Source organism: Agromyces sp. NPDC127015 (assembly GCF_042725165.1).
GTDB classification, from domain to species: Bacteria; Actinomycetota; Actinomycetes; order Actinomycetales; family Microbacteriaceae; genus Agromyces; species Agromyces chromiiresistens.
On sequence record NZ_JBHXDI010000001.1, the window covers coordinates 124,434 to 151,062 of the forward strand.

Genomic DNA, 26,629 nt, shown 5'->3' on the forward strand with positions numbered 1-26,629 from the left:
TACGATGAGCGGTGGGGAGGTCGAGCATGTCGGATGCCGCGGGCGAGACGGGCCAGAACGACTCGGCCGAGCCGCCCGCCGAGCCGCCGGCCGGCGCCCCGCACCCTCCGAAGCGCGGGCCGGTGCGCCGCTACCTCGCCCGGTTCGGCACCCGGCGCACGATGCTCTCCGACGCCCGCGCCGGGCTCGTGCTCGGCATCGAGAGCATCCCCGACGGCCTCGCCTCGGGCGTGCTCGCCGGGGTGAACCCCGTCTACGGCCTCTACGGCTACCTGTTCGGCACGCTGGGCGGCGCGCTCGCGACGGGCTCGGTCTACATGTCGGTGCAGGCGACCGGGGCGATGTCGGTCATGATCGCCGACGTGCCCCTGGTGGTCGGCTCCGACCGGCAGGGCGTCGTCATCGCGACGCTGTCGATCCTCACCGGCCTCGTCATGCTCGGCCTCGGTCTCGCCCGGCTCGGCTCGCTCGTGCGGTTCATCCCGACCGCCGTGCTCGTCGGCTTCATCAACGCCGTCGCGGTGAACATCGTGCTCGGCCAGCTCGCCAACCTCACCGGCTACGCGGGCGAGGGCGCGAACCGCATCATCCGGACCATCGACACGTTCGCCCACCTCACGTCGATCCACTGGCCGAGCCTCGTCATCGGGGCGGTGACGATCGGGCTCATCCTGCTGCTCGAGCGCACCTTCCTCGGCCCGCTCTCGCTCGTGGTGGCCGTCGTGCTCGCCTCGCTGCTGCCGCTCGTGCCGTGGTTCGGCGACGCCGCCATCGTGGGCGACCTCACCGACGTGCCGAACGCGATCCCACTGCCCGCGCTGCCCGACCCGTCCCTCACGCTCGACCTGCTGGTGCCCGCGCTCTCGCTCGCCCTGGTCGGGCTCGTGCAGGGCGCCGCGATCTCCGGGTCCATCGCGAACCCCGACGGCGAGTACCCCGACGCGTCCGCCGACTTCCGCGGACAGGGCATCGCGAACCTCACGAGCGGGCTCTTCCAGGGCATGCCGGTCGGCGGTTCGATGTCGGCGACCGCCATCGTGCGGGCCGCGGGTGCCCGCAGCGCGCTCGCGAACCTCCTCGCCGCCGTCGTCATGATCGTCGGCGTGCTGCTGCTCGGCGGCGTCATCACGCAGGTCGCGATGCCCGCCCTGGCAGGCCTGCTGATCCTCGTCGGCGTGCGCACGTTCAAGCCGCGCGACCTCGTGATGGTGTGGCGAACCGGCCCGATCCAGGCGAGCGTGCTCGCGGTCACCTTCGTGCTCACGCTCATCGTGCCGCTGCAGTACGCCGTGCTCGTCGGTGTCGGCCTCGCCGTGGTGCTGCACGTGGCCCGGCAGTCGAACCGGGTCGTGATCCGTCGCTGGGTCTACGACGACTCGAGCCCGCACCCCGTCGAGACCGAGCCGCCCGCGGTGCTCGCGCCCGGCGAGGTCGTCGTGCTCGTGCCCTACGGCAGCCTGTTCTTCGCGGCCGCACCGATCTTCGCCGGCCAGCTGCCCGAGATCCCCGACCGCTGCGAGCGCGCCGTCGTGGTGCTGCGCATGCGCGGCACCGACGAGCTCGGCTCGACGTTCATCCGGGTCGTCACCGACTACGCCGAGCGCCTGCGGCGAGCCGGCGGCGCGCTCATCCTCGTGGGGCTCGGCGACCGGGTCATGACCCAGCTCGATGCGACCCGGGCGACCGTCGTGATCGGCCGCGACCGGGTCTTCGCCGCGACACCGCGGATCGGCGACTCGCTCGACGCCGGGCTCGCCGCGGCGCGCGCGTTCGCCGCGCCCTCCGCCTCGTCGGGGCCGGGCGAGCCCGAGGCATCCGACCGCGACCGGTAGCGCAGGAACCAGGCGAGCATGAGCGCGGAGCTCGCGAGGTAGAAGCCGTGGAGGAACCAGATCGGCCCGAACGGCATGCTCACCACGTAGACCGTGTAGAGCGCGTTGCCGACGTTCGTGATGACGAGGTTACCGACGCTGTACGACGACAGGTCCTTCGTGCGCGCCGCCTTCACCAGCATGGGCAGGTAGCTCATGGCGAAGAGGCCGGTCGAGATCGCGCCGGCGACGACGGCGAGGTCCATGCTCCGAAAGCTACGGGGCGGCCGGATGCCTCGCACCCGGGCCGTCCCGCCGAATGATGCGCCGATCGGAGCCGGCCGTCTCAGGGTTGCTCGCCTCGGGCGGCGCCCCGGTGCGACGCCGCCACCGACGCCCGTCCGGCGGCGGTGCCGGAGTCGGCTCCGGTAGGACCCGTACGCGTCCTACCGGGCCCCGTCGCCACCCGCGTTCGCCGCGGCGATGAGCCGCCCGATCTGCTCGTACGACACGGTGACGCCATCGCCATCCGGGGGATCGCTTCTCGAGGCGGCCTCGCCGATGAGACCGAGCGCGAAAACCATATGTCACTCGGTTTTGACGCGCAAGCGACTAGCATGCAGATATGGCAAGCAGGGGTTCGTACGCGAAGGGCGTCGCGAAGCGCGAGGAGATCCTCACCACCGCGCTCGAGGTCATCGCCCGCAACGGCTACCGCGGTGCGAGCGTGCGCGAGCTCGCCGACGCGGTGGGGCTCAGCCAGGCAGGCCTCCTGCACTACTTCTCCTCGAAGGAGGAGCTCTTCCAGGAGATCCTGCGCAAGCGCGACGAGGTCGACAGCCAGGCGCTCGAGGGCGAGCGCGAGCGCCCGATCGACGGGTTCTTCGCCGTCATCCGCCACAACGCCGAGGTCCCGGGGCTCGTGCGCCTCTACGCCCAGCTCTCGACCGAGGCGGGCGACCCCGACCACCCGGCGCGCGAGTTCTTCATCGAGCGGTACCGGCAGTTCCGGCTGCGCTTCTCCGACCTCATCCGCGACGAGCAGGCGGCCGGCAACGTCCCCGCCGACGTCGACCCCGAGCAGACCGCGAACCTCTTCCTCGCCGCAGCCGACGGCCTGCAGACCCAGTGGATGCTCGACCCGTCGATCGACATGGCCGAGAGCATCGCCTACCTCTGGCAGCTCGTCGTCCGCCGGAGCTGACGCGTGCCCCGCTCCGCCCGCTCGCTCGTCTCGGGCGACGTCCGTCGCCACAACCTGTCGCTCGTGCTCGGGCACGTCGCGGCGGCCGGCCCGAGCGCGCGCAGCGAGATCGCCACCGCCACGGGGCTGACGCGGGGCGCCGTCACCGCCCTCGTCGCGTCGCTCACGGATGCCCGCGTGCTGCGCGAGCAGCCACCCCAGCCGGGCGGGGCCGGCCGTCCGGTGACGCGCCTCGAACTCGATGCGCCCGAGGTGGCGATCGTCGTCGCGCAGGTCGACGCCGACACCGCGACCGCGCTCGTGACCGACCTCGCCGGAACCGAGCTGCACCGCACCTCGCGCCAGCACGGCCGCCCGATGGGCGACCCCGGCCGCGTGCTCGACCTGCTCGCGACCGCCGTCGGCGAGGCGCTCGACGCCACGGCCGCGCTGGGCCGCCGCGTCGCCGAGCTGCCGGTCGTCGTGTTCGCACCCGTCGGCGGGGAGCCGGCGGTCGTGCTCGCCGACACCGATCTCGGCTGGGATGCGGTCGACGTCGCCGCCGGCCTGCGGGAGCGCCTCCCCGAGCTCGACCCCGGCGCGAACGTCACGCTCGCCTCAGACGGCTGGCTCGCGGCGCTCGCCGAGCGCGCACTGCTGCCCGGGGTCGATGCGTTGCTCTACCTCAAGAGCAACTCGGGCATCGGCGGCGCGATCGTGTCGAGCGGCCTCATCCTCGAGGGCACGCACGGGGCGGGCGGCGCGCTCGGCCACCTCCCCGTGGTGCCCGACGGACGGCACTGCGAGTGCGGCCAGCGGGGCTGCCTCGTGACCGTCGCCGGCCCCGACGTGCTGCTCGAGCGTGCGGGTCTCACGAACCTCGTCGGCGAGCGCGGCCTCGGCGCGACCCTCGACGAGCTGGCGGCGCGCATCCTCGCGGGCGAGCCGCTCGCCGCCGCGGCCTGGCGGGGCGCCCTCCCCTGGATCGCGCGCACGCTGCAGATCCTCTCGCTCGCCGTCGACCCCGAGGTGATCGTCATCGGGGGCTACTGGTCGAGGCTCACCGCGTCGATCGAGGCGGCCTTCCGGGAGAATCGGCCGACCATCACGCGGGGGGACGGCTCGTGGCCGGCCGTGCCGGCGATCGAGGCGGGCCGGTTGGGCTCGGACGCGGCGCTCCTCGGGGCGGTGCACGAGGCCCGCGACCGCCTGCTCGCCGACCCGCAGCTGCTGCTCGCGCGCTGAACCCGGCCGACTCGCCCGGGGCCCACGCGAACCGCGGCCGCCGCGCGCCGATCGGGCAGCGCCCATGCGAACCGGGCCGCCCGTTCGCGAGATTAGTTCAACGGTTGAATTTATACCCTGCGAGGTGCATACTCATTGCCGAGTGCCATTCGTCTTTCACCGCACGCGCTCGCACCGACCCGCCCAGCCCCCCGCTCGGCCGTCTCGACGAAGAGGAGCCACCGTTGTCCGCTCTGCCCCCCAGCGACCCCGCCACCGAGCTCGCCCCCACCGGGGTGATCACCGCGACCGAGCCGTTGCACGGCGACCCGCCCGCGAGCCCGCCGCCCACGTGGCGCACGCTGCCGGGCCTGCTCACCGTCGGCCTCGTGCTGTTCGGCATCTACGGCGGCATCGGGGCCATCCTGCTGCCGATGCAGGTCGCGATCATCGACGACGCGAACAAGGTGCAGAACCTCGCCATCGTCTCGACCTTGTCGTTCGTGTTCACGCTGTTCGCCCAGCCCATCGTCGGCGCGATCAGCGACCGCACCCGCTCCCGCCTCGGGCGGCGCGCCCCGTGGATGGTGGGCGGCGCGCTCATCGGCGGCGTGCTGCTGCTCGGCATGGGCTTCCTCGACTCGGTGTTCTGGGTCGGCGTCTTCTGGGTCCTCATCCAGGTGGCGCTGAACGCCGTGCAGGGCCCGCTCTCGGCGATCACGCCCGACCGCTTCCCGCGCGACAGGCGCGGTGGCGCGAGCGCCATGTTCGGCATCGGCACCCAGGTCGGCATGACGCTCGGCATCATGGCGGCCGGCGTCTTCGCGGAGACCCTCGACCTCGGCCTCGGCTACGCCTCGTACGGCATCGCCATCATCGTGGTGACGGTCGTCTTCGTCGTCGTCGACCGCGACTGGTCGTCGAAGGAGGCAGCGGTCGAGGCCTGGAGCTGGAAGAAGTTCCTCGCGGGCTTCTGGGTCAGCCCCAGGCAGTACCCCGACTTCGCCTGGGCCTTCACCGCCCGTTTCGCGCTCATGCTCGGCTACTTCGTCGTCGTCGCGATGTCGTTCTACATGCTGACCGACTACGTCGGCATGTCGCTCGTCGAGGCCGGCCAGGCCACCGTCATGCTGACCCTCGTCTCGCTCGTGCCCACGCTCGCGGCGATCGCCCTCTCGGGCTGGTGGAGCGACAGGATCGGCAAGCGCAAGGTCTTCATCTACGTGTCGTCGGCGATCATGGCCGCCGGCTTCGTCGCCCCGATCCTCATGCCCGACATGACCGGCATGATCATCCTGAACGTGGTCAACGGCATCGGCTTCGGGCTCTACATGTCGGTCGATGCCGCCCTCATGACCGAGGTGCTGCCCGGCGGCGGAACGGCCGCCGCGAAGGACCTCGGCATCCTCAACATCGCCACCAACGTGCCGCAGGCGATGAGCGCCGCGATCGCCGGCATCATCATCACCTCGCTCGGCGGCTATGCGATGCTGTTCGTCTTCGGCATCGTGCTCACGGTCGTCGCGGCGATCGCGACGGCCCCGATCAAGAGCGTGCGTTAGGAGATCCACATGTCGCACACCCCTGCCCGGCCGGGCACGAGCACCGAGCAGGATGCCTCCGCGGCATCCCCGTTCGTCGAGGTCGACACCCTCGGCGGCCGCGTGCGCGGCCGGTGGCGCCCGACCGTTCGCCACGCAGCCGACGCGAGCGGAGGTCGCGGTGCCGCGCGGTCGGCGGCGTTCCTCGGCATCCCGTTCGCCGAGGCGCCGGTCGGCGAACTGCGGTTCGCGGCGCCCGTGCCGAAGGCGCCGTGGGCGGGGGTGCGCGACGCCCTCGAGTTCGCGCCGACCGCGCAGCGCGGCGATCCCGGCGTGACGCTCATCCCCGAGCCGAGCATCGAGGGCGACTCGACGCTGAACGTGAACGTCTTCACCCCCTCGCCCGAGCGCCCCGCCGAGGGCGACGCCGGCCTGCCCGTGCTCGTCTGGATCCACGGCGGCGGCTACTTCGCGGGCTCCCCCGCGAGCCCCTGGTACGACGGCCGCAACTTCAACCGCGACGGCGTCGTCACCGTGACGATCTCGTACCGTCTCGGCTTCGACGGCTTCGGCTGGATCGCCGACGCCCCATCGAACCGCGGCGTCCGCGACTGGCTGCTCGCACTCGAGTGGGTGCAGCAGAACATCGCCGCGTTCGGCGGCGACCCGGCGCGCGTGACGATCGCCGGCCAGTCCGCCGGCGGCGGCGCGGTGCTCACGCTGCTCGGCATGGAGGCGGCGCAGCACCTCTTCCACGGGGTGTACGCGATCTCGGGCGCGACGGCCGACGTGACGCCCTCGCGGGCCGAGGCGCTCGGTCGCAGGGTCGCCGCCGAGCTCGGCGTCGAGCCGACCCTCGCCGGGTTCCGATCGGTGAGCGAGGAGCGCCTGATCGAGGTGCAGAAGTCGGCCACCGCGCTCGAGGGCCCCGACGCCATGAACGACCTGCTCGAGGTCGGCCTGCAGCTCGGGCCCGCGATCGACGGCGAATTGCTGCGCCGTTCGACGATCGACTCGTTCGCCGCGGGCGTGGGCGCCGACAAGCCGCTCGTGCTCGGCGCGACCGACGACGAGTTCGCGATGGCCCTGCTCGATGCGCCGACGGCGCTGCGGTTCGTGCCGAAGTCGATGCTGCTGAAGAAGTCGGGCCTGTCGAAGTCCCGTGTGCGCCCGTACCTCGACGCCAACCGCGAGGTCGCGAAGCACGGCAACGCCAGGCTGCTCGGCCGGCTCATCACCGACCGCATGTTCAAGGTGCCGATGCTGCGCGCCGTCGCCGCCCGCGCGGCGGCGACCGGCGCGACGGACGGGCCCACGGGCGGCACGTGGCTCTACCGCTTCGCCTGGCCCAGCGGCACGTTCGGCTTCGCCGAGCACTGCCTCGACGTGCCGTTCTTCTTCGACTGCCTCGACGGCCCCGCGATGGTGCCGCTCGCCGGCCCGAACCCGCCGCAGGCGCTGGCCGACGAGCTGCACGCGGGCGCGGTCGCGTTCGTCGTCGGCGGCTCGGTGCCGTGGGCGCCCGTGGGCGCCGACCCGCACGCGTACCCGACGCGCGTCTACGATACCCCGTCGATCGTGGCGGACGACGGCTACGCGAGCGTGCGCCCCCTGCTCTGACGCCGAGCGGGCCGGATCGATCGGCCGGACATCCGTTCACGCGACGCCGGTTCCCCCTCAGCGATGAGGGGGAACCGGCGTATCCGTTCCGAAGACCGAGCCCCGGCACCAGGGCGAGCACCCGCCGGTGCCCCGGCGGCGCGCACCGCACGGTACGAAATGCCCCCCGAACGGGGTACGTGACCGCGTGACCCGAGCCGAGCATGCTTGCGAACATGACCGCGGCCGGCGAACATCCCGTACCCACCACCACCGGCCCGCTCGACGAGGTGCACCGCGCGCAGTCGGCCCGGCTGCTCGATCACCTCGTCGTGCACGGGCCCGCGACCCGCTCGGAGCTCGCGTCCGCGACCGGCCTCGGCCGCGGCACGATCGCCGGGCTCACCTCGCGACTCCTCGACTCGGGCGTGCTGCGTCCCGGAGCGTCGGGCACGGCGGGCGACGGTCGCGCCGCCCCGCTCACCCTCGCGGCCGCCGACCACGCGCTCATCACGGCGATGCTCGGCACCGATGAGGCGATCGCGACGGTCGCCGCGCTCGACGGCACCGAGCTCGCCCGATTCACCGAGCCGCTCACGATCGAAGCCGACCCCCTCGAGCTGCTCTCGACCGTGCTCTCGAGGTCGATCGGCCGCGCGCAGCGCGGGAAGCATCCCATCGCCGAGGTCACGGTGCTCGCCGGCGGCGCCGTCGTCGGCCGGCCCGCGATCGTCGTCGCCGACCCCCGCCTCGGCGCCGAACCGCTCGACCTGCTCGGGGTGCTGCGCGGGTACGCCCCCGCGTTCGCCGACGTCGAGTCGTCGCTCGCGCTGCCGGTCTCGCTGCGCCCGGCTGCGGCCGCGGCCGTCGCGGCCGAGCACTCCGAACTGCCCGGCATCGACGACGTGCTCTACATCGTCGGCGACGACGCCCTCGCCGCAGCGACGATCTCGGGCGGACGCCCCATGCCCGGCGCGCACGGGCTCGCCACGGGCTTCGCCCACCTGCCCGTCGTTCCCGGCGGGGTGCGCTGCGAATGCGGCCAGCAGGGATGCCTCGTCACCGTCGCCGCTCCCGAGCGCATCGTCGAACGTGCCGGCCTCGCCGACCTGGCTGCCGAGCAGGGGCAGCTCGCCGCGCTCGCGGAGCTCGTCGCCGGGGTGCGGTCCGCCGACGACCGCGCCCGTTGGTCGTGGCTCGACGCCGCCCACTGGGTCGGTCGGGCGCTGCAGCTCATGGTGCCGACCCTCGACCCGACCGTCGTCGTCGTCGGCGGCTACTGGGGGCAGCTGATCGGCGACATCGACGCCGCCTTCCGGGCGAACCGGCCGACGCTCGGCGGCGGTGCGCTCGAGGCGATCCCGACCCTCTCGCCGAGCCGTGTCGGCGGCGAGGCCGCACTCGTGGGGGCCCGCCTGCAGGCCCGCGAACGGCTGCTCGCCGAGCCGCTGCTGCTCGCCGGCTGAGGGCTCGGCGCGCTCAGCGCGGGGGTCGGCGGAACCGGCTCGAGATGCCCCAGCCGGTCACGCGCAGCATCGCCTCGACGACGATGCCGGCGCTCATCTTCGAGCGACCGCGCTCGCGCTCGACGAAGGTCACGGGCACCTCGACCACGGTGAGTCCGGCCTCGCGGGCGTGCCACAGCATGTCGACCTGGAAGCCGTAGCCGCGCGTGTGCACGTCTTCGAGCCTGATGCGCCGCAGCGCGTCGGCGCGGAACGCGCGATACCCGGCGGTCGCGTCGCGGGTCGGCAGCCGCAGCACCCAGCGCGCGTACGCGCTGCCGCCGCGCGAGAGCAGCTGACGGCGCCGGGGCCAGTTCTCGATCGCCCCGCCCGGGATCCAGCGGGAACCGATCACGAGGTCGACGGGTTCGCCGGCCGGGTCGGTGCCCGCGAGCGCGGCGAGCAGCGACGGCAGCTGCTCGGGCTGGTGCGACCCGTCGGCATCGAGTTGCACGACGGGGTCGAACCCGTGCCCGAGCGCCCAGTCGAAGGCCTCGAGGTAGGCGGCGCCGAGCCCCTCCTTGCCGCCGCGGTGCAGCACCTGCACCGCGGGGTCGGCGGCCGCGAGCTCGTCGGCGAGCACCCCGGTGCCGTCGGGCGATGCGTCGTCGACCACCAGCACCGAGGCATCGGGAACCGCCGTGCGCACCCTCGCCACGATCGAGGCGAGGTTCTCACGTTCGTTGTACGTGGGAATCACCACGAGCGGTCGGGACATCCAGAGAATCGTAACCGGTGCGGGCGACCCCTCACCGCACTCCGGCCATGAGCTTCAGCACCCCGCGGCTGCCGAGCGCGAGCGCGGCGCCGAGCACGATCGCGATGGCACCCAGGACACCGAAGTACGTCACCTGGTCGACGACCGTGTAGAACTCGGCGAGCAGGCCCGCGATCGACGTGCCGAGCGCGATCGACAGGAAGAACAGCGCCACCATCTGCGTGTGGAACCGCCGCGGTGCGAGCTTCGTCGTGACCGACAGCCCCACGGGCGAGAGCAGCAGCTCGGCGACCGTGAACACGAAGAGGATGAGCACCATCCAGAGCAGCGGGGTCGAGCCCTCGCCACCGCCCGCGAACGGCAGGAACAGCAGGAACGCGACGCCCATGATCATCGTGCCGAGCGCGAACTTGACGGGCGTCGACGGCTGCCGGTCGCCGAGCTTCGTCCAGATCGCGGCGAACACGCCCGACAGGACGATGATGAAGATCGGGTTGATCGACTGCACCCACGACACCGGCATCTCCCAGCCGAACAGGTCGCGGTTCAGCTGCTCGTCGGAGTAGATCGTGAGCACCGTGAACTGCTGCTGGTAGAGCGACCAGAACGCCACGCTCGCGATGAACAGCGGGATGAACGCGAACACCCGGCTGCGCTCGGTCGACGAGAGGTGCTTGCTCGCGAGGATCACGATGAAGTACGCGACGGCCGCGGCGATCGTGCCGCCGATCACCCAGTTCACGAGGTTCGTCGCGGTCACGAGACCGGTGAGCACGAGCACGGCGACGAGGATGACGGCCGCCACGGCGATGCCGATCACGAGCCCGATGCGGTCGCGCGGCAGCGGGTTCGGCACCACGGATGCCTCGGCCGGCAGCTTCTTGCGGCCGAACGAGTACTGGATGAGGCCGAACGCCATGCCGGCCGCGGCGAGCCCGAAGCCCCAGTGGAAGCCGAGCGTGGTCTGCGCGAGCCCCGTGAGGATCGGCCCGAGGAACGCGCCGAGGTTGATGCCGAGGTAGAAGATCGAGAAGCCCGCGTCGCGACGCGGGTCGTGCTCCGAGTACAGCGTGCCGACGACGCTCGTGGCGTTCGCCTTCAGGCCGCCCGAGCCGAACGCCACGAGCACGAGCCCGACGCCGACCCCCCAGAAGCCCGGCAGGAACGCGAGGGCGAGGTGGCCGGCCATGATGACGCTCGCGCTGTAGAACAGCACCCGTTCGCTGCCGAGCAGCCGGTCGGCGATCCACGCGCCGAGGATCGTCGAGAGGTAGACCGTGCCGCCGTAGGCGCCGACGATGCCCGCCGCAGCGGTCTGGTCCATGCCGAGCCCGCCGTCGGCGACCGAGTAGTAGAGGTAGAGCAGCAGGATGCCCTGCATGCCGTAGAAGCTGAACCGCTCCCACATCTCCACGCCGAAGATGTGGATCAGCGGTCGCGGCTGCCCGAAGAATCCGTGGTCGCCCCGGGTATCGCGTTCGCCGCCGTCGGTCACACCCGGCTCAGGCGGTCCGTACTCCCCCGGGGCAGGTTCGGTGACACTGCCCATGCGGGTCACCCTACTCCCCACCCGTCGAGCGGGTTGAGGAGCGAGCGCAGCGAGCGTCACGAGACCCCCGGGGGTCCTCCCCCGTGCGACGTCGCCTTCCACGTGCCACCATCGAATGGGGGCTGGGAGACACCGTGCCCCGAGGAGAAGGCATGATGACGCGCACCACCCGGACCATCGCATCCGCCGTCGCGGTCGCGGCGACCGCACTCGTCGCCGGGTGCGCCTGGCTGGCGCCGGTCGAGCGGTTCAGCGACGACGCATCGTTCGACGAACCGGTGCGCGCGATCGAGATCGACGATCCCGACGGTGCGGTGAGCGTCGAGGGCGGGTCCGGTTCCGGACCCGTCACGGTCGAGCGCACGGTGTCGTACCGCGGCGAGCGCCCGACCCGCGAGACCGCCGAGGTGCGCGACGGCGTGCTCGTGCTCGGCGGCTGCGGGCGCAACTGCTCGGTCGACTACACGGTGTCGCTGCCGGCAGGCGTCGAGGTGCGCGGCTCGACGTCGAACGGGTCCATCGAGCTCACGGACGTGTCCGACGTCGACGTCGAGACGAACAACGGACGCATCGAGCTCGACGAGGTGTCGGGCACCGTCGCTGCGCGCACGAGCAACGGGCGCATCGAGGGTCGCGGCCTCGCCGGCGCCGGAATCCGCGCCGTGACCTCGAACGGGGCGATCGACCTGCAGCTCGAGACCGGGCAGGAGGTCGAGGCGCGCACGTCGAACGGGGCGATCGACCTCGCCGTGCCGACCGACGGGGCGACCTACCGGGTCGAGACCGACACCTCGAACGGTTCGGTCGACGTCGACATCGACGACCTCGCCGACGGCGAGTTCCTGCTCGACCTCTCGACGTCGAACGGGGCCATCCGCGTCGTCGGCCGGTGACGCGGCCCGCAGCGGCTGCCGCTTGCCACGGCGCGCGGCCTGCGGCAGTCTGAGCAGACCCGGCGGCCTGCCGGCCGAACCCGGAGGTCGCGTGGACGGTTCCGAGCACGACGAACGGCGGCGACGCCTGCAGCGGATCGCCTACGGTGCGGATGCCTCGCCCGAAGAGCGGGCGGCCGCCGAGGCGGAGCTGCTCGAGCTCGCGGACGTCGCGGCGCACGCGGGCGAGGCCGTTGCCGCTGGCGCTGCCGCCGGCGCCGATGCCGACGTCTCGCCGGGCGGCGTCGATCCCGACGCGCCGTTCGACGCGATCGACGCCGCCCCGTCACCACGCTCGACGCGGTCGACCGCGCGCTGGGCCGTCGTCGCCGGGGCCGCCGCCCTCGTCGCCGGCCTTGTCGGCGGTGCGAGCCTCGGCCCGCTGACCTCGGCGATGATCCCGGAAGAGCCTGTCTCGCTGGGCATCATCGACGCGGGCGATCCGCGCTCCGGCAGCGCACCCGACGCCGAGAGACCCATGATGATCGGAGCAGCCGAAGCCGCCACTGCCACGGAGGCCTACAGCTCATCCGGCGCGACCCCCAGCCGTCCGACGAACTGCCCGCCGATATCGTCTCGGGGTCCGAACTCGATGCCATGAGCAGCCGGCTGCTGGTCACCCGCTCGGACGGCGCCGCGGCGTATGCGGTGACGAAGGGCGCCGATCTCTGCCTCGTGATGGTCATGCCGAACGGCGGCGCCGGAACCACCTGCACCTCCGACGGCATGCTTCCGGCGACCGGCCTGCAGGTCACCGTCGGCTACGAGGACTACCCGCCGATCACCGCTTTCCTCAATCCCGGCGGCACGGCCGGTTTCGGAGCGGTCGTGCGACCGGAAGCCGAGTAGGCCCGGCTCGACGCCGTGCGTCTCAGCCGTTGCGGGCGTCTCGCCAGGCGAGCCAGCGCTTCACCGGCCCGAGGTCGTAGTCGGGGCCGTCGACCCCGATCGTGAACAGTCGCACGCCCTGCGCGTAGAGCGCGTCGGCGTGCTCGACATCGACCCCGTGACGGTCGAGCTCGTTCGAGACGGTGATCTCCGAGACATCCCGGCCGACCTCGTCGCCCCACCGACGCAGCACGTCGAGCTTGTGGGCGAGCTCATCGGGCGCGACGAACGAGTGCCAGATGTCGGCGTGCTTCGCGACGAGCCGCAGCGTCTTCTGCTCGCCCTTGCCGCCGATCATCACGGGGATGCGCCGGGTCGGCGCCGGGTTGAGCTTCGCCCAGCGCGCCTCGATGCGCGGCAGCGCCCGCGCGAGGTCGTTCAGCCGTGACCCGCGGGTGCCGAACTCGTAGCCGTACTCGACGTAGTCGCGCTCGAACCAGCCGGCGCCGGTGCCGAACACGAAGCGGCCGACGCCCGTGCCCTTGGCCGAGATGTGGTCGAGGGTGCGGGCCATGTCGGCCTGCAGGTCGGCGTTGCGGTACGAGTTGCAGTTGACGAGCGTGCCGAACTCGATGCGCTCGGTCTGCTCGGCCCAGGCGCCGAGCATCGTCCACGCCTCGAAGTGCAGCCCGTCGCGATCGCCGTGCAACGGGAAGAAGTGGTCCCAGTTGAACACGAGGTCGGCACCGAGCTCTTCGAGGCGCAGCACGGCATCGCGGATCGCCGGGTAGCGGGCGTGCTGGGGCTGCAGCTGCACGCCGAGGCGCGCACGATCGTCGTAGGGCATGCGCCCAGCCTACGACTCGGGTTGCGGTTCAGCCGGTCAGGGGATGACCACCTCGACGCTCACCGTGTCGGCCTCCTGCCCGTAGTCCTGCACGTCGGCGTCGAGCACGAGGGTCGTGCCCGACTCGAGGTACTCGAGCGCGTACTCGATGGACGGCAGGTCGGCGGCGATGCCGTCGTCGTCGGTGCGCTGGTACTCCCACTCCTCGTCGCCCGTGAGCACGAGGGCGACGGGGTAGATCGTCGCCTCCGGGTCGGGCGTCATCGCACCGTAGGTGCCCGACTCGTCGACCACGTAGAAGTCCTCTTCGAGGACCGAGCCGTCGGCGTCGACGACGATCGAGAGCAGGGCGTCCTGGTACTCGTCGTCGTCGGGCGCGACGTACTCGAGCGGCACGTCGATCGTGCGGTAGCCGGTCTCGTCGTCGGTCGTGATGTCCTGGTAGACGGCGATCTCGCCGTCGCCGTCGCTGAGCGTGAGGTAGGTCAGGTCGTACCGGGCCGACACCGACGCCTCGTCGTCGCCCGCCGTGAGCGCGGCCGGCATCTCGGCGAGATAGACGAGGTCGTCCCCGTCGCGGTAGCCGACCGAGACGGTCGAGCTGATCACCGCCGCGGCCGATGCCGGCGGCAGGTAGGCCGTGAAGGCGACGCCGTCGTCGTCGAACGCCACCTCGGTCGCATCGTCGCCCGTCTCGAACCGCGCACGTACGTCGTCGGCGAGCCGGCTTCCGCTGTCGAAGAACGCCGACAGGGCGTCGGGCCACGCGGGCACGTCCCGCAGGGAGTAGTAGTCGTCCGAGAAGTACGCCTCGACCTCGGGGAAGTAGATGGAGAGGCCCGATGCCGAGTCGGTCGCCGGCCCGGTCGTCTCGTCGAGCACGAGCGCGTCGAGCGACTGCGCGACCGCCTCGGCCGCGGCGGCCACCTCGGGCCCGCCGGTCTCGGCGAGGCTCTGCACGTATCCGCCGAGGTCGATCTGGTTCGTGGCGAGCTCTGGGTCGGGGTTGCGGCCGAACTCGAGCACGTCGGTCTGCGCGGTCGCCATCTCCGGGCCGAGGCCGTCGGGATCGGCCTCGTAGACGTCGGCCAGTCCGGTGACGGCCTCCTGGACCCCGGCGACCTGGGCGAGGTCGAGCATCGCGAGCGTGATGTCGGCGCCCGTGCCCCATTCCTCCGCCTGTTCGGCGTAGCCCTCGATGAACGCCGAGCCGAGGTCGGTCGGGGTCGTGCCGGGGTCGTCGGCGAGCGTCGCGAGTTCCGTGTAGTTCCAGCCGTGGCCGGGCTCGAGCTCCTGCGATGCGACCATCACGCCGGCGTGCTCCGACATGACGCTCGCGACCTCGTACGTCGACATCAGGCACGCATCGAACCCGATGAAGTCGAGCGCGTCGATTCCGGCGCGGCCCAGTCCGTCGGTGAGGGCCGCGTTCATCTCGTCGAGGTCGAGCACGTCGTAGCCGTCGGTCTCGTCGGGCCCGATTCCCGGCCAGCCGGCGCCGTGGTCCCAGAGCACGAGGCCGTACTGGTCGGCCGGGAACCGCGTCGTCGTGTCGGCGATGAAGTCCGCGAGGGTCTCGGGGGCGCCCATGTTGAGCTCGCCGGGCTCGTCGATGATCGCGAGGTGATCCTGCTGCACCTGGAACGAGACCGTGTCCTCCCAGTCGGCGAGGTCGACGGCCGGATCGGTCGTGTAGTCGGCGCTGCGGTCGACGAGCGCGACGATGTTCACCTCGTCGGTGGAGCCGACCGACGCCATCTCGGCGAGGTCGTCGAGCGCGTACGGCTCGAGGTTGGTGTCACCGATCATGTAGACCATGAACGTCCAGCTCTTGTGCTCGCCTTCACCCTCGACGCCCGGCCCGGTCGCGACCGGCGTCGAGGACGACGAGTTGTAGAGCACCCCCACGAACATGACGAACACCGCGAAGATCGCCGCCAGAATTCCCCACCAGACTTTCGGCACCATGTCCCCCATCGTGGCGATGGCCGGGGGACGGCCTCAAGCGCGGCGCACGGGCGGGGCCGGATTTCACACAGATCGCACGACCCCGCCCGGCACGGCTACTCCTTCAGGTCGAGCATCGGGGTCGGCCGGCGGAAGCCCTTCGTGGCGATCGCGAGGATGACGACGCCGATGGCGAGCCACGAGAGGCCGATGATGAACGTGCGCGGCGACAGGTTCGTCCACAGCCAGACCGTGAGGCCGAAGCCGACGAGGGGCAGGATCAGGTTTCGCAGCACGGCGATGCCCGACCGCTCCTTGCGGTCGACGTAGTAGTGCTTGATGACCGCCAGGTTCACGACCGAGAACGCGATGAGCGCGCCGAAGCTGATCATCTCGCTGAGCAGCGTCAGGTCGAACACGATCGCGAGCAGCGACACCGCCGAGACGATGAGGATCGCCACGTGCGGGGTGCCGAAGCGCTTGTTCAGGTGCCCGAAGACCGACCGCGGCAGCACGCCGTCGCGGCCCATCGCGAAGAGGATGCGCGCGACCGACGCCTGCGAGGTCAGGGCGGAGCCGAAGGCGCCCGCGACGAACCCGGCGATGAAGAGCGGCGTCAGCCACTGGCCGCCGACCGCCTGCACGACGTCGAACGCCGCGGTGTCGGCCGAGCCGAACTCGTTCGACGGGAACCCGATCTGGGCGCAGTACGCGAGCACGATGAAGAGCAGGCCGGCACCGATGGTCGTGATCATGATGGCCCGGGGCACCGTGCGGGTCGAGTCCTTCGCCTCCTCCGAGAGGGTCGACACCGCGTCGAAGCCGAGGAACGACAGGCAGAGGATCGCCGCGCCCGCGAAGAGCGGTGCGAAGCCCTCGACCGTGCCGTCACCGGTGAACGGAGCCAGCAGGTCGACGTCGCTGCCGCCCACCGAGGCGAAGACCAGCGAGACGAACACGACGATGAAGATCACCTGCACGGCGATGATGACGAAGTTCGCGCGGGCGACCGAGACGATGCCGATGAGGTTCAGCACGGTGACGATCGCGATCGACAGCACGATCCAGACCCAGGGCGGAACGACGGGGAAGGCGGTGTTCAGGTACAACCCGAGCACCAGGTAGTTGATCATCGGCAGGAAGAGGTAGTCGAGCAGCAGCGCCCACCCGGCCATGAACCCGACGGCGCCGCCGAAGCTGCGCTGCGCGTACACGTACGCGGAGCCGGCGTACGGGTACGCGACCGCCATCCGCGCGTACGAGCGAGCGGTGAACACCATGACGACGAGGGTGATGATGTACGCCGCCGCCACCCGGCCGCCCGTGATCTGCGTCACGATGCCGTACGTGGTGAACACCGTGAGCGGCACCATGTAGGCCAGGCCGAACAGCGTGAGGGAGGGCACTCCGAGCACCCGCTTGAAGCGGCCCTCGGTGACCTGGGCGGTGGCCGACGTGGGTGAGATCAACGGCTCGGGGCCGGTCGACTGGGACATGGTGGGGGATCCTTTCGTGGGCGCCGCTACATTGCGGCGCGGTATCGGGGGCTTCCTGCGAGATAGGTGGCGCGGATGGGGAGGACGGGCAGTTCGCCCGGTTCGAGCTCGCGCGGGTCGCGCGCGAGCAGGACGAGGTCGGCGCTCGCACCGGGTTCGATGCGGCCCCACGGGGCGGATGCCGCGTCGCGGGCGTCGACGGCCGAGGCATCCCCGAACGCCTGGTAGGCGACCGAGGCCGAGTACGCGTCGAGCGCGCGGTCGACGGGGAGGATCTCGTCGGGGGTCCAGCCGCCGGCGGGAACGCCGTCGGCCGTCTGCCGGGAGGCCGCGATCGCGAGCCCGTCGAGCGGGGCGCCCGAGCTCACCGGCCAGTCGGAGCCGAACGAGAGCACCGCGCCCGACTCGTCGATCGAGTGCATCCGGTACTGGCGGTCGGCGCGCTCCCGACCGAGGCGGGGCACCGTGAGCACGGTCATGAGCGGGTCGAGCTGGGCCCAGAGCGGTTGCATGCAGGCGATGACGCCGAGCTCCGCGAAGCGGGCGAGGTCGGCGTCGTCGACGAGCTGGGCGTGGGCGATGACGGGGCGTCGGTCGCGCGGACCGTTGGCGTCGAGCGCCCGTTCGATGGCGTCGAGCGCCTGGCGCACGGCGGCGTCGCCGATGGCGTGGATGTGCACCTGGAACCCCGCCGCGTCGACCGCGCGGACGGCGTCGTCGAGATCACGACCCTGCCAGACCGACATGCCGTGCTTGTGCAGTGCCGAGCAGTACGGCTCGAGCAGCGCGCCCGTCTCCGACTCGATGACGCCGTCGGCGAAGAACTTGACCGTGTTCGCGGTGAGCAGCGGCGACCCGAGCGCCTCGACGCGGCGACGCGAGTCGAGCATGCGCGGCAACTGCACGGCGAAGCGGCGCGGGTCGGCGTAGAGCGCGAGGTTGAACCGCACGGGCAGCAACTCGTGCCGGGCGGCGTCGAGGTAGCTGTCGACGTCGCCGGGCTCGACCCAGGCGTCCTGCACCCAGGTGACCCCGTGCGAGAGGTAGTACTCCCCTGCGCGCTGCAGGGCGCGACGTCGCTCGTCGGCGGGCCGGGTCGGCGCGACGTCGAGCACGAGGTCGACGGCGCCCCACTCGCGCAGCGTGCCGAGCGGGCTGCCGTCGGCGCGGCGGGTGATCTCGCCGAGCACGGGTTCGGGGGTCGCGGCGTCGATGCCGGCGAGCTCGAGCGCCTTCGAGTTGACCCAGATGGTGTGGTAGTCGTAGGCCCGCAGCACGACGGGGCGATCGGCGACCGCCTCGTCGAGCCAGCGGGCGTCGAAGAGCCCCGCCTCGACGAGGGCCGGGTCGTACGAGGCGCCGAAGATCCAGGGCACGTCGGGGTGCGCGGCGGCGTACTCGCCGACGGCGGCCACGATCGCTTCGACCGAGCGGCAGTCGCGTACCGCCGGACCCTCGGCCTCGAGGCCGCCGAAGAGCGGATGGGCGTGGCCGTCGCCGAACGAGGGCATGAGGAACCCGCCGTCGAGGTCGACCCGCTCGAGATCGGCGGGCGAAGCGGCGACGACGGCCGCGGCCGCGGCATCCGCCTCGTCGTCGAGCGCGACGACGACGCCGTCGCGCACGAGGAGCGAGCGCGACGTGGCCTCACCGGCCCCGCGCCAGATGGTTCCGCCGAAGAAGTGGGTCGTGGTCAATGCACCGTTGCTTTCCGTGAGCCGCGTCCGCCCGCATGTGCGGGCCGTACGAACATCGTTCGTACGAACACTGTTCGTACCGAGTGCTGAGAGGTTACACTCTCCGCAGGGCGAACGGAAGATGCGGGGCGCAACATGTCGACGGTGAATCGCGAACAGCTCGTGCGCGTCGCGCTCGAGATCGTCGACGAGCAGGGCAGCGATGCGCTCACGATGCGCACCCTCGCGGGCCGCGTGCACCGCCAGGTCTCGTCGCTCTACAACCACGTCGGCAGCCGCGACGAGCTCATCGAACTGGTGCGCGCCCACATCGTGCGCGACATCGACACCTCGGCGTTCGGCGAGCACCCGTGGGACGTCGCCCTCGAGGCCTGGGCCCGCTCGTACCTGACCGTGTTCGCCGCGCACCCGAACCTCATCCGCGTGCTCGCGACGACGCCCATCCGCGACGTGTCGACGTTCGAGATCTACGACGTCGTCATCGGCGCGCTCATCGATGCCGGGTGGCCGATGCACCACGCGGTCGCCGTGATGCGCACGGTCGAGGCGCACGTGCTCGGCTCGGCGCTCGACATCGTCGCTCCGAGCGACATGCTCGACCAGGCTTCCGTGCCCGCCGAGCTCGAGATGGTGCACGCCGCCCTCGCGCCCGAGTACCAGGAGTCGACGAGCGCGATCGCCGCGTTCGAGATCGGCATGGCCGCACTGCTCGACGGGCTTCGCGCGCGGCGCGCGGCCGCGCTCACCCCGGTCGACTAGCGCAAGCACGATTCCGCCGCAATCCGGTGTTGTCGCGCAAAGAATCCGCGTACACTCCCACCATGGACAACCTCGATCGCGCGATCCTCGATCTGCTGCGGCAGAACTCCCGGGCGGGCTACGGCGACATCGGCTCGTCGGTCGGGCTCAGCGCCTCCGCGGTGAAGCGGCGCGTCGACCGACTCGTCGCCGACGGCGTGATCCGGTCGTTCACGATCCAGGTCGATCCCACCGTCGACGGCATGTCGACCGAGGCCTACGTCGAGCTGTTCTGCCGCGGCACCGTGGCGCCCGACGAGCTCAAGCGCATCCTGCAGGAGGTGCCCGAGGTCGTCTACGCCGGCACCGTCACGGGTTCGGCCGACGCGATCGTGCAGATCCGCGCGCGCGACATCGCCTCGCTCGAAGACGCGCTCGAGCGCGTGCGCATCGCCCCCAACGTCGACCACACCCGCAGCGCGATCGTGCTCTCGCGCCTCGTCAACCGCAACCGCGACTGACCCGCGGGCGACCTCGGCCACGACATGGATGCCTCGAGCCTGAGCATCTCGATCGATCAGCCCTCGTCCCTGCCGCCGTACGAGCAGCTGCACGCGGCCGTCGTCGAGGCGGTGCGCACCGGCCGTGCGGCCCCCGGCACGAAGCTGCCGACCGTGCGCGCCCTCGCCGAGCAGCTCGGCCTCGCGGTGAACACCGTCGCGAAGGCGTACAAGGCGCTCGAGGCCGACGGCGTCGTCGAGGGCCGGGGCCGCAACGGCACCTTCGTCGCCGAGCACGGCGACCCTGCCGAACGAGCCCTGCAGGCCGCCGCCGCCGACTACGCCGCGCTCGCGAAGCGGCTCGGCGTCGAGGCATCCGCCGCCCGCTCGATCGTCGCCGCCGCACTCGACGCGGGCTGACCGCCCACGCCCAACACTCCGGCCGCGGCGCAGCATGCGCGACTTCACGATGCGGGAAGACCCGTGGACAGCGCCGGGCGGAGGCTGGCGGCGACGAGCGAAGGCGTGCCCTGCGCGGCGCGCGCTACTCGCTCTGCTGCAGCGGCTGCTTCGGGAGCTTGCGCACCTTCGCCCGGCGGCGCCGGCGCTCGGGGATCATCGACCGCATCTCCTCGAGCTTGCCGAAGCAGAGCAGCCGGTCGTCGGCCTCGAGCACGACGCCCTTGCGCGGGTTCGGGATGACGGTCGTGCCGCGGTGCAGCGTCAGCACGGTGATGTCGCGTTCCCACAGGCCCGATTCGCCGAGCGTCTTGCCGACGAGGTCGGCGTTGCCGTGCACGAGCAGCTCGGCGACGCCGTAACCGGTCGAGACGGTGAGTCGCTGGCGTACGTCGATCTCGGGGAACGCGACCTGGTTGGCGATGTAGTCGATGATCGCGCCCGCGACGTCGAGGTTCGTCGCCGTCTCGATGCCCTGCAGGCCCGGCGAGGAGTTGACCTCCATCACGAGGGGGCCCTCGTCGCCCTCGAGCATGTCGACGCCGGCGACCTTGAGCCCCATGATCTGCGCGGAGCGCACGGCCGCGAGCTCGTACTCGGGCGCGAGCTCGACGGGTTCGACGGTGCCGCCGCGGTGCACGTTCGAACGGAACTCGTCGCCCGCCGCCACGCGTCGCATCGCGGCGACCACGCGGTCGCCGACGACGAGGGCGCGGATGTCGCGGCCGCGGCTCTCGGCGATGAACTTCTGGATCAGCACGTTCTGCTTGGTCGAGTGCAGCGTCTCGATGATCGCCTCGGCGACCTTGACCTGCGGGGCGAGGATGACGCCGATGCCCTGCGTGCCCTCGAGCAGCTTGATGACGACCGGCGCACCGCCGACGCGCTCGATCGCGGGCCGCACGTCGGCCCGGTTGCGCACGAACGCGGTCGGCGGCAGGGCGATGTTGTGCCGCGAGAGGATCTGGTTCGCGCGCAGCTTGTCGCGGGCGTTCGAGATGCCGTTCGCCGTGTTCGGCGTGTACACGTCCATCTGCTCGAACTGGCGCACGACGGCCGTGCCGAAGTACGTGATCGAGTTGCCGATGCGCGGCAGGATCGCGTCGTAGTCGCTCAGCTGGCGCCCGCGGAACTGCAGGTCGGGCTCGGGCCCGGCGAGGTCGATCGCGAACCGCAGCGTGTTGAGCACCTTCACCTGGTGCCCGCGCTGCTGCGCGGCCGCGCGCAGCCGCTGGGTCGAGTACGCCTGCGGCGCGCGCGAGAGGATCGCAAGTTTCATGCGTGGTGCCCTGCCAAGATGGACGATGTGACTGAGACCTCCCATTCAAGCACCATCGCAGGATGGCGCGAATGGGTTTCGCTGCCCGCACTCGGGGTGCCATGGATCAAGGCGAAGCTCGACACGGGCGCGCGGAGTTCGTCGCTGCACGCGTTCGACGTCGAGGAGCTGCCGTCGCCGTCGGCCGAGCCCGCCGAAGGGTCGGATGCCTCGGCCGACGCCCCGCTCGGACGCGTGCGCTTCGGCGTGCACCCGTGGCAGGAGAGCGAGGACGACGCGGTCGTCGTCGAACTGCCGGTGCACGATCGCCGCCAGGTGCGGAGCTCGTCGGGCCACTCGGAGGAGCGCATCGTCGTGCTCATGGACGTCGTGCTGCAGGGCCGCACCGTGACGGCCGAGGTCACGCTCACGAATCGCGACGAGATGGGCTTCCGCATGCTCATCGGCCGCGAGGCGCTGCGACAGGGCTTCGTCGTCGACTCGGCGCAGTCGTTCGTCGGCGGGCGCGCGCCCCGAGGCATCCGCCGCCGCAACCGCGGGCGCTGACTCGCCGTGAACGAGGGGGCGCGAACCGCCGCACTGCGCCGCGAGATGCTGCTCAGGATGAATCAGGGCTGGGATGTGGCCCGGCAATCGGCGTTCGAGCTGACGATGACCCATGTCGCCACCCCGCCCGGCTGGCGGATGCTCATCGAGCTGATCAATCCGCTCTACTGGCTGTCCGGAGTGCCGACGTACCGGCTGCATACGCGGACGCTGCACATCGAGATCGATGAACAGGGCGCGCTACACCGCCGAACCACCGGCGAGCTCCCGACGCACTGGTCGCGAGCGGAATGGGAGGTCGAGGACGGCTCGACTCCCGCACCGCGGCGATCGCCGCGGTGACTGAGTGCTTTCGAGGCCGCGGTGGTCGAAAGTTGCAGGATGAGCCGGCGAGCACCGTCTCATACGAAGGTGCCGACCGGCTCATCCTGCAACTGACCGAACTCGGCTCAGATGACCCCGTCGGAGAGGGTCGTCGGGTTGCCGAAGCGGTGATTGGTGATCGAGATCGCCTGCTCGTGGAGGAACGGCAGCAGCTCCACGCGGCCCGACGGGGTCACGGGGTGCGACCACACGGCCACGTCGGGCGAACCGCCGAGCGCCGACGCCAGCGCCGAGGCATCCCCGCCGACGAGCCGCACGCGGCTGGCGCCGCCCAGCGCGTTCGCGCGGTTGGCGCGCACCCGCTCGAGCCAGTCGCGGTCGTTCTCGCGCACGACCCGCACGTCGCGGGCGGCGAGCACCGTGCGCACGTTCTTGGGCAGCTCGACGCCGCTCGAGACCGTGAACGGCGCCTTCGCGAGCAGTCCCGCCGCGATGACCCGCAGACCCTCGGCCAGGGTCGCCTGCTCACCGATACGCACGGCGACCGGCAGCGTCCGGTAGCGGAACACGTTGCGCTCGACGCCGAGGCCCGAGACGTCCCGCGTCGTGCCGTACTCCTCGGCCCAGGCGACCTCGTCCGACAGTGCCGACCGTCGCAGCACCTCGAACGAGTCGTAGTCGAGGGCCGACTGCGCCGCCTCGATGAGCTCGGTCACGCGGCGCTCGAGGCCGCGCAGGTGCAGCGACTTCGAGGCGCTGCCGTGCTCGGGCACCCAGTCGCCGAGGCCGAACAGGTAGTTCGGGCCGCCGGCCTTGGCACCGGCGCCGACGGCCGACTTCTTCCAGCCGCCGAAGGGCTGGCGCTGCACGATCGCCCCGGTGATGCCGCGGTTGACGTAGAGGTTGCCCGCCTCGACGCGGTCGAGCCAGGTCGCGAGCTCCTCCGAGTCGAGCGAGTGCAGGCCCGCCGTGAGGCCGTAGTCGACGGCGTTCTGGAAGCGGATCGCCTCGTCGAGGTCCTTCGCGTGCATGATGCCGAGCACCGGGCCGAAGAACTCGGTGAGGTGGAAGTACGAGCCGGGCGCGACCCCCGTCTTCACGCCGGGCGACCACAGCTTGCCGGTGTCGTCGAGCTGCTTGGGCTCGACGAGCCACTCCTCGCCGATGCCGAGCTCGGTGAGCGCGTTCAGCAGCTTGCCGTTCGCGGGCTCGATGATCGGGCCCATCTGGCTCTGCGCATCGGCCGGGTAGCCGACCCGCAGCGAGGTCGCCGCGTCGACGAGCTGGCGGCGGAACCGCTCGGACTTCGCGACCGACCCGACGAGGATGACGAGGGAGGCCGCCGAGCACTTCTGGCCGGCGTGGCCGAAGGCGCTCTTCACGACGTCGGAGGCCGCGAGGTCGAGGTCGGCCGACGGGGTGACGATGATCGCGTTCTTCCCGCTCGTCTCGGCGAGCAGGGGCAGGTCCTCGCGGAACGAGCGGAACAACTGCGCCGTCTCGTACGCACCCGTGAGGATGACGCGGTCGACCGTCGGGTGCGAGACGAGCTGCTTGCCGAGCTCGCGTTCGCCGATGTCGACGAGGGCGAGCAGGTCCTTGGGGATGCCGGCCTCCCACAGCGCCTCGACCATGACGGCGCCCGAGCGCTGCGCGAGCTTCGCGGGCTTGATGATGACACCCGAGCCCGCGGCGAGCGCCGCGAGCACGCCGCCGGCCGGGATCGCGACCGGGAAGTTCCACGGTGGCGTGACGACCGTCAGGCGAGACGGCACGAAGGTCGCGCCCTGCACGTGGTCGAGCTCGCGGGCGCGCTCGGCGTAGTAGTGCGCGAAGTCGATGGCCTCGCTGATCTCGGGGTCGGCCTCGGCGATGGTCTTGCCCGTCTCGGCGGCCATGATCTCGATGAGCCGGTCGCGGTTCGCGGCGAGCGCGAGGCCCGCGCGGTGCAGCACGGCGGCGCGCTCGGCGCCGGGCAGTTCGCCCCAGGCCTTGCCGTTCGCCGCGACGGTCTCGATGATGCGCTCGAGCGTCGCCTCGTCGTCGACGCGAGCGGCCGCGACGGCGTCGAGGCCGAGCTTCGTGTCGGGCACCTTGGCGAGGATCCGGCGGCCCCATTCGCGGTTCGCCGCGAGGGCGGGGTCGGTGTCGGGCTCGTTGCGGAACCCGGGGGTCACGCCCGGACCGGCCACCGCTCCGGGCGCATCGGCCGATGCCGACGCGGATGCCTCGGGCGAGACGAGCTCGTCACCCGCCGACCCGCGCGTGATGCCGAGCACCACGCTCGTGAGCGATCCCTCGTGCTCGCTGCCCGGTGCGGGTGCGTCGGAGGCGGCCATCGCCGTGGCGAGCGCGTCGCCCTCCCACTCGGTGCGGCGGTTCTGGGTGCGGTTCGGCGACGGCACCGCGGCATCCCCGTTCGAGGCCTCGAGGGCGTCGAGCGAGCGCTGGTACCGTTCGCGCTCGCGCTCGAACAGGCGCCGGTCTGCGCCGAGCTCGAACACGGCCGACATGAAGTTCTCCTGGCTCGCGTTCTCCTCGAGGCGGCGGATCAGGTACGCGATCGCGACGTCGAACTCGGAGGGGTTCACGACGGGCGTGTAGAGCAGCAGGTTGCCGACATCGCCGCGCACCGCCTCGGCCTGGCCGGTCGCCATGCCGAGCAGCATCTCGAACTCGACCCGGCTCTCGACGCCGCGCTCGCGCGCGGTGAGCCAGGCGTGGGCCACGTCGAAGAGGTTGTGACCGGCGACGCCGAGCTTCACCGCGTCGGCGCGCTCGGGGGTCATCGACCAGTCGAGCACCCGCTTGTAGTTCGTGTCGGAGTCCTGCTTCGACGAGTAGGTCGCGAGCGGCCAGTCGTGCACGGCCGCGTCGACCTGCTCCATGGCGAGGTTCGCACCCTTCACGATGCGCACCTTGATCGGCGCGCCGCCCGCGGCGCGCCGGGCCTGCGCCCACGCGGTGAGCTCCTGCATGGCGCCGAGCGCGTCGGGCAGGTAGGTCTGCAGCACGATGCCGGCCTCGAGACCGCGCAGCTGCGGCTGGTCGAGCAGGGTCGTGAAGACCGCGATCGTGAGGTCGAGGTCGCGGTACTCCTCCATGTCGAGGTTGATGAACTTCGCCGTGCCCTTCGCGCTGCCGGCGGCCGCGAGCTCGTAGAGCGGGGTGAGCTTCGCGACGACCTTCGCGACCGCCTCGTCGAACGACCACATCGAGAGCTGGCTGACGACCGACGACACCTTGATCGACACGTAGTCGACGTCGTCGCGCGCGAGGAACTCGTAGGTGCCCGTGAGGCGCCGGTCGGCCTCGTCCTCACCCAGCACGGCCTCGCCGAGGAGATTGAGGTTCAGCCGGTTGCCCGACTCGCGCAGCTTCGCGATCGCCGGCCCGAGCTTCGCCGGGGTGGCGTCGAGCACGAGGTGGCCGACCATGGCGCGCAGCACGCGGCGCGCGATCGGGATGACGACCCACGGCAGCACGGGCGCGACGATCCCGCCGAGGCGGATCGCGGCCTTCAGGTACCACGGCAGGAACTTCGGGGTGAGCTTCGCGACCTGGGCGAGGTTGCGGCCGGCGACGCCGAGGTCTTCGGGGCGCATGACGCCGTCGACGAAGCCGACGGTGAACGCGAGGCCGTTCGGGTCTTTCAGCACGCCGGCGAGACGCTCGGCGGCGGGGTCGACGGGGTGATTCGCGCTCTCTTCGAGCCAGCGGCGCACGAGGGCGACGACGTGATCGGTATCCGGCCGTGCGTCAGTGGCGGCGTTCGACATGGTCACGAGGGTAGTGTCCTTTGCTTCGGGCACGCCGGGGGTTGTCGCGCGCCTCTCGAGATAAGTGTGCGCCGCGACATCCGTCAGGTACAGCGAACGATTCCGATGCATACTATTCAGGGAAACC

The 26,629-nt window shown here is 71.6% G+C and carries 22 protein-coding genes; 14 read left to right on the forward strand and 8 right to left on the reverse strand.

Annotated elements, in window-relative coordinates:
• Nucleotides 1-26: 26 nt before the first annotated feature.
• From ACFWGP_RS00500 to ACFWGP_RS00525, 6 genes are all read left to right on the forward strand, one after another.
• Nucleotides 27-1,832, forward strand: a complete 1,806-nt coding sequence (locus ACFWGP_RS00500; protein ID WP_376929894.1) for a SulP family inorganic anion transporter — start codon at nucleotides 27-29, stop codon at nucleotides 1,830-1,832.
• Nucleotides 1,833-2,436: 604 nt separating this feature from the next.
• Nucleotides 2,437-3,015, forward strand: a complete 579-nt coding sequence (locus tag ACFWGP_RS00505; protein WP_376929895.1) for a TetR/AcrR family transcriptional regulator — start codon at nucleotides 2,437-2,439, stop codon at nucleotides 3,013-3,015.
• Between the two features lie 3 nt (nucleotides 3,016-3,018).
• Entirely contained in the window at nucleotides 3,019-4,239 is a 1,221-nt protein-coding gene (locus tag ACFWGP_RS00510; protein ID WP_376929896.1) for an ROK family protein, read from the forward strand.
• Nucleotides 4,240-4,463: 224 nt separating this feature from the next.
• Nucleotides 4,464-5,780 (forward strand): MFS transporter, encoded by a 1,317-nt coding sequence (locus ACFWGP_RS00515; protein ID WP_376929897.1) that lies wholly within the window; start codon nucleotides 4,464-4,466, stop codon nucleotides 5,778-5,780.
• Between the two features lie 9 nt (nucleotides 5,781-5,789).
• Entirely contained in the window at nucleotides 5,790-7,379 is a 1,590-nt protein-coding gene (locus ACFWGP_RS00520) for a carboxylesterase/lipase family protein (RefSeq protein ID WP_376929898.1), read from the forward strand.
• Nucleotides 7,380-7,594: 215 nt separating this feature from the next.
• Nucleotides 7,595-8,824, forward strand: coding sequence for an ROK family protein (locus ACFWGP_RS00525; RefSeq protein ID WP_231429022.1), 1,230 nt, complete (start codon nucleotides 7,595-7,597; stop codon nucleotides 8,822-8,824).
• 13 nt (nucleotides 8,825-8,837) lie between these two features.
• On the opposite strand, the gene ACFWGP_RS00530 is transcribed toward ACFWGP_RS00525, so the two are convergent.
• Entirely contained in the window at nucleotides 8,838-9,581 is a 744-nt protein-coding gene (locus tag ACFWGP_RS00530) for a polyprenol monophosphomannose synthase (protein WP_231429023.1), read from the reverse strand.
• 31 nt (nucleotides 9,582-9,612) lie between these two features.
• On the reverse strand, nucleotides 9,613-11,130 hold the full coding sequence (locus ACFWGP_RS00535; protein WP_275506031.1) for a peptide MFS transporter: 1,518 nt from the start codon (nucleotides 11,128-11,130) through the stop codon (nucleotides 9,613-9,615).
• Between the two features lie 152 nt (nucleotides 11,131-11,282).
• On the opposite strand from ACFWGP_RS00535, the gene ACFWGP_RS00540 reads away from it, so the two are divergent.
• From ACFWGP_RS00540 to ACFWGP_RS00550, 3 genes are all read left to right on the forward strand, one after another.
• A complete protein-coding gene (locus tag ACFWGP_RS00540) occupies nucleotides 11,283-12,023 on the forward strand; it encodes a DUF4097 family beta strand repeat-containing protein (RefSeq protein ID WP_275506030.1) in 741 nt (246 codons plus the stop codon).
• Nucleotides 12,024-12,114: 91 nt separating this feature from the next.
• Nucleotides 12,115-12,663 (forward strand): hypothetical protein, encoded by a 549-nt coding sequence (locus ACFWGP_RS00545; protein WP_376929899.1) that lies wholly within the window; start codon nucleotides 12,115-12,117, stop codon nucleotides 12,661-12,663.
• Nucleotides 12,660-12,911, forward strand: a complete 252-nt coding sequence (locus tag ACFWGP_RS00550; RefSeq protein ID WP_376929900.1) for a hypothetical protein — start codon at nucleotides 12,660-12,662, stop codon at nucleotides 12,909-12,911. Before ACFWGP_RS00545 ends, ACFWGP_RS00550 begins: the two co-directional genes overlap by 4 nt.
• 22 nt (nucleotides 12,912-12,933) lie before the next feature.
• On the opposite strand, the gene ACFWGP_RS00555 is transcribed toward ACFWGP_RS00550, so the two are convergent.
• The 4 genes from ACFWGP_RS00555 to ACFWGP_RS00570 form a co-directional block, all read right to left on the reverse strand.
• Nucleotides 12,934-13,737 carry an LLM class F420-dependent oxidoreductase gene (locus tag ACFWGP_RS00555; protein WP_231429026.1) on the reverse strand — a complete coding sequence of 268 codons (804 nt, stop codon included), beginning with the start codon at nucleotides 13,735-13,737 and terminating at the stop codon, nucleotides 12,934-12,936.
• Nucleotides 13,738-13,773: 36 nt separating this feature from the next.
• Nucleotides 13,774-15,705 (reverse strand): clostripain-related cysteine peptidase, encoded by a 1,932-nt coding sequence (locus ACFWGP_RS00560; RefSeq protein WP_231429027.1) that lies wholly within the window; start codon nucleotides 15,703-15,705, stop codon nucleotides 13,774-13,776.
• Between the two features lie 95 nt (nucleotides 15,706-15,800).
• Complete coding sequence (locus ACFWGP_RS00565; protein ID WP_231429028.1) at nucleotides 15,801-17,180, reverse strand: APC family permease; 1,380 nt, start codon at nucleotides 17,178-17,180, stop codon at nucleotides 15,801-15,803.
• Between the two features lie 26 nt (nucleotides 17,181-17,206).
• On the reverse strand, nucleotides 17,207-18,877 hold the full coding sequence (locus tag ACFWGP_RS00570; RefSeq protein ID WP_376929901.1) for an amidohydrolase: 1,671 nt from the start codon (nucleotides 18,875-18,877) through the stop codon (nucleotides 17,207-17,209).
• Nucleotides 18,878-19,012: 135 nt separating this feature from the next.
• Between ACFWGP_RS00570 and ACFWGP_RS00575 the strand changes: the two genes are divergently transcribed.
• The 3 genes from ACFWGP_RS00575 (at nucleotide 19,013) to ACFWGP_RS00585 (ending at nucleotide 20,535) form a co-directional block, all read left to right on the forward strand.
• Nucleotides 19,013-19,636: a TetR/AcrR family transcriptional regulator C-terminal domain-containing protein gene (locus tag ACFWGP_RS00575; RefSeq protein ID WP_376929902.1), complete on the forward strand. Its 624-nt coding sequence runs from the start codon at nucleotides 19,013-19,015 to the stop codon at nucleotides 19,634-19,636.
• Between the two features lie 62 nt (nucleotides 19,637-19,698).
• Nucleotides 19,699-20,136, forward strand: a complete 438-nt coding sequence (locus ACFWGP_RS00580) for an Lrp/AsnC family transcriptional regulator (protein WP_231429031.1) — start codon at nucleotides 19,699-19,701, stop codon at nucleotides 20,134-20,136.
• A 24-nt stretch (nucleotides 20,137-20,160) separates the two neighbouring features.
• On the forward strand, nucleotides 20,161-20,535 hold the full coding sequence (locus ACFWGP_RS00585) for a GntR family transcriptional regulator (protein ID WP_231429032.1): 375 nt from the start codon (nucleotides 20,161-20,163) through the stop codon (nucleotides 20,533-20,535).
• Nucleotides 20,536-20,659: 124 nt separating this feature from the next.
• Here ACFWGP_RS00585 and ACFWGP_RS00590 read toward each other — a convergent pair whose 3' ends face one another.
• A complete protein-coding gene (locus tag ACFWGP_RS00590; RefSeq protein ID WP_231429033.1) occupies nucleotides 20,660-21,853 on the reverse strand; it encodes a RimK family alpha-L-glutamate ligase in 1,194 nt (397 codons plus the stop codon).
• A gap of 18 nt (nucleotides 21,854-21,871) precedes the next feature.
• On the opposite strand from ACFWGP_RS00590, the gene ACFWGP_RS00595 reads away from it, so the two are divergent.
• Together ACFWGP_RS00595 and ACFWGP_RS00600 are read left to right on the forward strand one after the other, a co-directional pair.
• Complete coding sequence (locus tag ACFWGP_RS00595) at nucleotides 21,872-22,399, forward strand: RimK/LysX family protein (RefSeq protein ID WP_231429034.1); 528 nt, start codon at nucleotides 21,872-21,874, stop codon at nucleotides 22,397-22,399.
• Between the two features lie 57 nt (nucleotides 22,400-22,456).
• A complete protein-coding gene (locus tag ACFWGP_RS00600; protein WP_275506026.1) occupies nucleotides 22,457-22,741 on the forward strand; it encodes a hypothetical protein in 285 nt (94 codons plus the stop codon).
• Between the two features lie 107 nt (nucleotides 22,742-22,848).
• Here the strand turns inward: ACFWGP_RS00600 and ACFWGP_RS00605 are convergent, their stop codons facing one another.
• Complete coding sequence (locus ACFWGP_RS00605; protein WP_376929903.1) at nucleotides 22,849-26,502, reverse strand: proline dehydrogenase family protein; 3,654 nt, start codon at nucleotides 26,500-26,502, stop codon at nucleotides 22,849-22,851.
• Between the last annotated feature and the right edge of the window lie 127 nt (nucleotides 26,503-26,629).